The organism is Planktothrix paucivesiculata PCC 9631, assembly GCF_900009265.2.
Lineage (GTDB): Bacteria > Cyanobacteriota > Cyanobacteriia > Cyanobacteriales > Microcoleaceae > Planktothrix > Planktothrix paucivesiculata.
This window is the reverse complement of sequence record NZ_LR734982.1, coordinates 159,324-166,781: the sequence shown is the minus strand read 5'-3', so window position 1 is coordinate 166,781 and position 7,458 is coordinate 159,324. Positions and strand designations below refer to the sequence as shown.

The 7,458-nt window shown below is 39.4% G+C and carries 9 protein-coding genes; 3 read left to right on the top strand and 6 right to left on the bottom strand.

Going from position 1 to position 7,458, the window contains the following annotated elements; translation table 11 throughout:
• The first annotated feature begins 82 nt into the window (after positions 1-82).
• Entirely contained in the window at positions 83-1,669 is a 1,587-nt protein-coding gene (locus PL9631_RS00780) for an NAD(P)H-quinone oxidoreductase subunit 4 (protein WP_083616140.1), read from the top strand.
• A 71-nt stretch (positions 1,670-1,740) separates the two neighbouring features.
• Here PL9631_RS00780 and PL9631_RS00775 read toward each other — a convergent pair whose 3' ends face one another.
• Both PL9631_RS00775 and PL9631_RS00770 read right to left on the bottom strand, forming a co-directional pair.
• Positions 1,741-2,175: a PIN domain-containing protein gene (locus PL9631_RS00775; protein WP_197046208.1), complete on the bottom strand. Its 435-nt coding sequence runs from the start codon at positions 2,173-2,175 to the stop codon at positions 1,741-1,743.
• Entirely contained in the window at positions 2,172-2,531 is a 360-nt protein-coding gene (locus tag PL9631_RS00770; protein WP_083616138.1) for a hypothetical protein, read from the bottom strand. The genes PL9631_RS00775 and PL9631_RS00770 overlap by 4 nt, the downstream gene beginning before the upstream one ends.
• A gap of 74 nt (positions 2,532-2,605) precedes the next feature.
• Here PL9631_RS00770 and PL9631_RS00765 point away from each other — a divergent pair, with 74 nt between their 5' ends.
• Positions 2,606-2,791 carry a DUF433 domain-containing protein gene (locus PL9631_RS00765; RefSeq protein WP_083616137.1) on the top strand — a complete coding sequence of 62 codons (186 nt, stop codon included), beginning with the start codon at positions 2,606-2,608 and terminating at the stop codon, positions 2,789-2,791.
• Here the strand turns inward: PL9631_RS00765 and PL9631_RS25965 are convergent.
• Positions 2,727-2,963 (bottom strand): hypothetical protein, encoded by a 237-nt coding sequence (locus PL9631_RS25965; RefSeq protein ID WP_197046230.1) that lies wholly within the window; start codon positions 2,961-2,963, stop codon positions 2,727-2,729. The genes PL9631_RS00765 and PL9631_RS25965 overlap by 65 nt on opposite strands.
• Before the next feature lie 132 nt (positions 2,964-3,095).
• Here PL9631_RS25965 and PL9631_RS00760 point away from each other — a divergent pair, with 132 nt between their 5' ends.
• Positions 3,096-3,566, top strand: a complete 471-nt coding sequence (locus PL9631_RS00760; RefSeq protein ID WP_083616136.1) for a DUF29 domain-containing protein — start codon at positions 3,096-3,098, stop codon at positions 3,564-3,566.
• Positions 3,567-3,609: 43 nt separating this feature from the next.
• Here the strand turns inward: PL9631_RS00760 and PL9631_RS00755 are convergent, their stop codons facing one another.
• Genes PL9631_RS00755 through isiD form a run of 3 tightly spaced genes read right to left on the bottom strand, consistent with a single transcriptional unit; the run spans position 3,610 to position 7,457 of the window.
• On the bottom strand, positions 3,610-5,925 hold the full coding sequence (locus tag PL9631_RS00755; RefSeq protein ID WP_083616135.1) for a bifunctional diguanylate cyclase/phosphodiesterase: 2,316 nt from the start codon (positions 5,923-5,925) through the stop codon (positions 3,610-3,612).
• Between the two features lie 5 nt (positions 5,926-5,930).
• A complete protein-coding gene (gene coaBC / locus PL9631_RS00750) occupies positions 5,931-7,202 on the bottom strand; it encodes a bifunctional phosphopantothenoylcysteine decarboxylase/phosphopantothenate--cysteine ligase CoaBC (protein WP_197046207.1) in 1,272 nt (423 codons plus the stop codon).
• A 42-nt stretch (positions 7,203-7,244) separates the two neighbouring features.
• Positions 7,245-7,457: a protein IsiD gene (isiD, locus tag PL9631_RS00745; RefSeq protein WP_083616134.1), complete on the bottom strand. Its 213-nt coding sequence runs from the start codon at positions 7,455-7,457 to the stop codon at positions 7,245-7,247.
• Between the last annotated feature and the right edge of the window lies 1 nt (position 7,458).

Sequence of the window (7,458 nt, the reverse complement as noted above, 5' to 3'; positions counted from 1 at the left end):
CCCCTGCTCCCCCTGCTCCCCCTGCCCTCCTTCCTCCTCCCCCTGCTATAGCTTAATAATTCCTTCATTTAGTGCTTGATTTATGGAACATTTTCCTTGGCTAACAATTACCATCTTATTTCCACTTATCGCCGCCTTACTGATTCCAATTATTCCCGATAAAGATGGAAAAACGGTGAGATGGTACGCTTTAATTGTGGGACTGATCAATTTTGCTATTCTCATTTATGGCTTTAATACGGGATACGATTTCCAGACCCCAGGGTTACAACTCGTAGAAAAATATACTTGGGTTCCCCAAATTGATTTGAATTGGTCAGTGGGCGCCGATGGGTTATCCATGCCCCTAATTATTTTGACCGGATTTATCACCACTTTAGCGACTTTAGCCGCTTGGCCGGTCACCCTCAAACCGAAATTATTCTATTTTCTGATGTTATTAATGTACGGCGGACAGATTGCTGTCTTTGCGGTACAGGATATGTTGCTGTTCTTTTTAGTTTGGGAATTAGAATTAGTTCCGGTTTACCTAATTCTATCGATTTGGGGCGGCAAGAAACGCCTCTATGCTGCTACAAAATTTATTCTTTATACAGCAGGAGGTTCGCTATTTATTTTGGTGGGTTCCCTGGCCATGGCATTCTTTGGGGATACGGTCACTTTTGATATGCAAGCGATCGCCGCCAAACATTATCCCCTGAATTTACAACTGTTATTATATGGTGGGTTCCTAATAGCTTACGGGGTGAAATTACCCATTTTTCCCCTCCATACTTGGCTTCCCGATGCCCATGGAGAAGCCACCGCCCCCGCCCATATGTTACTAGCAGGCATTCTGTTAAAAATGGGAGGATATGCGTTACTAAGAATGAACGTCGGAATGTTGCCCGATGCCCATGCGGTATTTGCGCCGATTTTAGTAATTTTGGGGGTGGTTAATATTGTCTATGCCGCTTTCACTTCCTTTGCCCAAAGAAACCTCAAGCGAAAAATTGCCTATTCGTCAATTTCCCACATGGGGTTTGTGTTAATTGGGATGGCATCCTTCACCGATATTGGCATGAGTGGGGCGATGTTACAAATGGTTTCCCACGGGTTAATTGGGGCAAGTTTATTCTTTTTAGTCGGCTGTACCTACGACCGCACCCATACTTTAATGTTGGACGAAATGGGTGGTGTTGGTATCAAGATGAAAAAGGTCTTCGCCATGTGGACAGCTTGCAGTATGGCATCCTTAGCATTGCCGGGGATGAGTGGATTTGTAGCCGAGTTAATGGTGTTTATTGGGTTTGCCACTAGCGATGCCTATAACCCAACTTTTAAAGTCATTGTGATTTTATTAGCCGCCATTGGAGTGGTTTTAACTCCAATTTATCTGCTGTCGATGTTGCGTGAAATTCTCTACGGCCCCGAGAATAAAGAGTTAGTTAAAAACGAAAAACTGGTAGATGCCGAACCCCGGGAAGTGTTCATCATTGCCTGTTTATTGGTGCCGATTATTGGGATTGGATTATATCCCAAAATATTAACTCAAGTCTATGATTCGACGACCACACAGTTAACGGCATTAATTCGTAATTCTGTTCCGACTTTAGCGCAAAAAACGCCAGAAGTTAAACCGAGTAAATGGAAATTCCTCTCAGTGACCGCGCCTAAAATTGGCAATTAGTTAATTATCAAATATTGATTTCATAAACCTGATTTCTTGAAGAAATCGGGTTTATTTTTATTGGTAATCATTTACGCTACTGTAAGTTGAGTCAGTAATGTTTCTGTTGTCCACGTTGGACAACCACAACCTAAAAAATCACAATCTTGCGTCCAAATTGGCACATTCATCACTAATGCTAAAGCAACCGTTGACCAATCGTTGGGATCTCTAGGAATACGATTTCTGGCTTCTGTTTCCAGGTGAATATAAACTGATTTTTCAATAATATTAATTTTAGTATTAATCACATTTTGTGCCGATTCTAATAATGCTTGACCGATGATTTCAGATGCACTTTTTCGATGAATAATAGCATTAATTCGTTTTCTCAATTCATAAGAAGTTTCTGATAAAACAGATTCGGTCACATATAAAATTATAGAAGGATTTTGAATTAACTCCTTCCCCCTGTGCCTCAACAACTCTGAAATTAAAATATTAGCATCAACAACTAAGTGCATCATTTTAAGGGTTGACTTAAATCTAAAGCTTCAGCTAATTCTTCCCGTGTTATATCTGTTTCCTCTAAAAATTGCTTAACCGCTTGGTCAAATTCATCTAGCGCTTGTACAGCTTGCTGTTCAGATGGTTTTTTAAGAGTTACGTTAAGTTTTAAGTTTTTTTCGGTTTTTTGATAGGGATTTAAAAGATTAACTGTTTCAGTGGTTTTTCCTTCTTTAATCGCATTTTCAATAGCAATATCTTCTATGACTTCCACGATTAAATTAGAAATCATTTTTTGATCCTCTTGAATCAGTTCTCGAATCGCCTGTTTTAGAGCATCTTTAAGTTTATTGTCATCTAAGGTAATGGGAATCATAGTTAAGGGGAGGGATGGAGTTAGTATAATTATAAGCGATACTTAAACAATTAATCTAATTTGAGGCTAAAATCATGTCTGAGAATTCATCTATAATTAGTATATCTACTGAAATTATGGGGGGGGGAACTCCAGTATTTATAGGTACAAGAGTTCCCATACAAACGCTATTTGACTATTTAGAGGCAGGAGAGTCTATTGATAATTTTTTAGAGGGATTTCCAAACGTAACCATCTTTCTTGCTGTTGATATCGGGTAAAACCACCATTAGAAAAATAGATATAAACAGGCTTTTTAGTATCACAATGTACAAAGTTATATACCCAACTAGCTCCTGTCCACCATCTTTTATCAACTTCATAGATGATTCTTACACTATTGGGACTATAAACACCAACTTTTTGACCTTTGCAGAATTTCGGCTTGTCCATTATTCTACCTCCTTCAATCTCAATAAAAATAATAAAATAGGATCAGGGTTAGTTTTATTATAACCGATCGCTCCTCATCTAACAAAAAAAGTTAAACTATACAAGACATGAGTGTTTAGAGGTGATTTTTTTATGAATCCTCAGTTATCTCAAAGAGAGTCAAGTGATTTAACTCTTTATGAACAAGATTATTATTTATGGATTCAGAAAACTATAGAACAATTACATCATAACCAATTTCAAGAGATTGATCTTCAAAATTTAATTGCCGAGTTAGAAAGTATGGGAAGGAGTGAAAAACGCTCTGTTCAAAGTAATTTAACAGTTTTGTTAATGCACTTACTTAAATATAAATATCAACCGAATAAACGATCTCAAAGTTGGAGGAGTAAAATTGTTGAGCATCGACGAAGTTTATTAATTTTGTTTAAAGATAGCCCCAGTTTAAAGGCATACAGTCAAGAAATTTTTGCAGAATGTTATCAAGATGCGCGTCGGGATGCAGCAACAGAAACTCAATTAAAAGTTAATGTTTTTCCTGATGAATGTCCGTTTAATTTAGAAGTGGTTTTGAGGGTTGATTATTTGGCGGATGAAGAATAAGCGATCGCACGCAATCCTGATCAACCTGTGCTGTATTATATATTTATTTTAAAAATTTGATTTCAATTTCTTGAGGAGATAAAGGTTTGGAAAATAAATAACCCTGACCCAATTCACAACCCATTGCTCGTAACCATTGCATTTGTTGGGCTGTTTCAATCCCTTCAGCCACAATAACTAAATCCAGGTGATGACCTAAATCAATGATGCTACTAACAACTTGATAATTACGGTTTTTTTCCTGCATCTGACTGACAAAGGAATAATCAATTTTCAAATTATCTATAGGAAAACGATGAAGATAATTAAGAGAGGAATATCCCGTACCAAAATCATCAATACTAATCTGAATATTTCGAGACTTAATTTTCGTCAATAAATCTATGGTTTTATTGATATCTTCAATGAGCATACTTTCTGTAATTTCTAACGTGATTGTATTCCCTTCTAAACCTGTTTCTCTTAAAATAGTATCAATTTCTTCGATTAAATTAACTTTGCGAAAATCCTGAGCAGAAAGGTTAATACTCATCTTCAGAGGTTGACAACTGGGAAATTTTTTGTTCCAGGTTGCGAGTTGTTGACAGGCTGTAGATAACATCCAACTATCAATCGCTACAATTAAGTTAGTTTCTTCGGCTAAAGGAATAAATTCTGCGGGAGAAATAAATCCGCGAGTGGGATGTTGCCAACGGACTAAGGCCTCAAATCCTATTAGGCGATGATTGAAAATATCAATGATTGGTTGATAATACACTAAAAATTGCTGTTTCTTGATGGCTCCACGAAGATCGTTTTCTAAATGTAGTCTATTAATAGCGATCGCGTGCATTTCTCGATCAAAAATTTCATATCTTGCCTTCCCTTTCTTTTTAGCCCGATACATGGCGATATCGGCATCTCGGAGCAAATCCTCGGCTCGAATATAGTCTTTTGTCCCAAACACAATCCCAATACTTGTACTTATATGAATTTCCCTTTCTTCGACGATTAATGGGCAAGCTAATGCTTGAAAAATATTCTCAATCGCTCTAATTGCTTCTTGAATATCTTTAATTTCATCTAATAATATTACAAACTCATCACCACCCATTCTAGTCACAAGATCGGTGGAGCGCAAAATTGACTGAAACTTATGGGCGACAGCAATTAATAACTGATCTCCTACTAAATGCCCTAGACTATCATTAATCACTTTGAATCGGTCGAGATCGAGAAATAAAAGGGCAAAGTGATAGCCTTCAAAATTGTGAATTCGGTTAATCCCTAATTTCAACCTTTCCATCAAGAGATTACGATTAGGTAAACCCGTTAGGGTATCGTGTAGGGCTTCATATTTGAAACGCTCTCGGACTAAAATTCTCTCCGTGATATCCCTAGAAGTTGTTTGAATTTGAACGACCTTACCCGCCTCATTTAAAATTGGTTTTGTTAAAGTTTCTAACCAAATATAGTTTCCTGATTTCTGACTAATGCGATAGGTTATAGAAATATTGTTTTTACCTAAAATTGCAGCGCGAAATTCTTCGGAAATGCGATCTCGGTCATCAGGATGGAATAGAATATACGGGTCTTTTCCAATTAATTCGTCATAACCATAACCTAGCAAAGATTCACAGGAAGGACTCAGGTAGAGATAACGACGATCCCGATCATGAAGACACACTAAATCACTAATATTTTCCGCTAATAAACGATAGCGTTGTTCGCTTTCTCGCAGGGATTGTTCAGCGCGTAATGCTATAATTCCAAAACTCAGACTATCTGTAAGTTGTGTTAATAGTTCGACTTCTTTGGGATTAAAAGCATAGGCTTCGGCGGAGTAAATATTCAAAGTCCCAAATACTTCGCCATTATTAAACATAGGAAGCACTAAGGAGGATTGATAGCCGCGCTGTTGGGCCGCTTCACGCCAGGGGGCAAAATTGGGGTCATTGAGCATATTTTGGCAGGCCACCGGATGTCCAGAACGAATTACTTGTCCCGTGGGGCCCCTACCTCTCTCGGTATCCGCCCAGGTAATATTTAGGGTTTCTAAATAATCGGCTTCATAGCCAGCCCAAGCCATCGCTTTGACGCTTTTAACCTGATCATGGCAAACGTAAGCCACCCAAGCCATCCGATAGGCTGCTTCTTGGGTAATTAACTCGCAAAGGGTTTGCAGGAGGGTTATTTCATCGGTAGCGCGAATCACGGCTTGAGTACAAGCACTTAATACCGCCAGCGCTCGGTTAACTACCTGAAAATCTAGCTTTTGTTGTTGCAATTCTGCTTCTGTTTGTTTAACAAAACTGCTCTGATCATCAACACGGAAAACTCTATTTTTTGCTAAAAACCGAGAATTATGAGGTGTTAGCATAGTTATCAGTTATCAGTTAATTGTCTATTGTCTGCTATAAAATCAAATAGCTGATGGGCTAAGTTTAACTTGCTACAAGCCCCAATTTCTAACTTCTGTCCCTGACGACTTAATAATATCCCTTGATTGGTTTCACTGCCAAATCCAGCATCAGGTAAATCGATAGGATTAGCAACAATAACATCTAAATTTTTTCGATGTAATTTATCTTCCGCCGGACTAACAATTTCTCCGGTTTGGGCGGCAAATCCGACTAATTTTTGATGGGGTTGTTTAATTTTTCCCAATTCTGCGACAATATCAATAATAGGTTCTAATGGCAGTTCCGTGGGTAAAAGAGCCTTGGGTAATTTATCCTGACTATAAACAGCCGGTTTCACATCCCCCACGGCCGCCGCCATCACCGTTATATCCGCTTGGGGAAATCCTGTCAGCATCTGCCGATACATTTCCTCCCCACTGGTGACGGAGACTAACTCCACTTCGGGTAAATTTGCGACTAATTCCGTATTCATCGGGCCATGGACAAAGGTGACTGAGGCGCCTCGATGAATCGCCGCCTGTACTAAAGCCAGTCCCATTTTACCAGTTGACGGGTTGCCAATAAACCGCACCGGATCAAGATGTTCCCGGGTTCCGCCCGCACTAATTAATATCTGTTTTCCAATTAAATCTCGTTTACCTTTGGTATTTAATAAAGAATTAATATGAGCTAATATTTGTTTTGGTTCAGCCATTCTTCCAGCCCCTTGCTTAGAGGAATTGCCTGGGCTTGTGGCGGGCAGATCACAGGCAAGAATTCCATCGCTGGGGGCAATCCCATGAAACCGAGGATCTAAAAATAGGGTTTGCCAATTACGTTGTACCGAAATTTGTTTCCACATTTCCCGATTCATGGCTGGAGCGAGTAACACCGGACAACTAGAGGCTAAAACCGTATTGGTGAGTAAATTATCGGAAAATCCCGAGGCTAATTTAGCTAAGGTATTTGCTGTTAGGGGTGCAATCAAAAAAACATCCGCCCATTCCCCTAACTGAATATGTAGCGGACGGCCGTGAGTTGGTTGCCAGAATTCTTGATCCGTATAGGCCCGATGACGGGAGAGAGTCGCAAAGGTTAAAGGAGTAATAAATTCTTGGGCTGATTCGGTCAAGATCACGCGCACATCAGCCCCAGCTTTTGCTAAAGTTGAAACAATTTCACAGACTTTATAAGCTGCAATGCCCCCACTAATTCCAACTAAAATATGCTTGTTCAAGGTGGAAGGCAAAATCATTTCTGTTCGTTAATCGAGTTGTCACCTGAAGACGATAAAGGGTTAGGCTTCATCATAGGCTTCAAGGTCGAGCAGGTAAACATAGGGTTCCACTAGCTCAGGACGTTGAAATGCGATCGCGCGTAACAAATGCCAATCATTGAGTCCTTCAAAGGCATTATCATAATCATCTCGTTCCAGACGCGCAGCCAGTTGCGCCACATCATCGGCCGTTAGATTTGCCATATTCGGTGAGGATAGAGTCAAGGTTGCCATG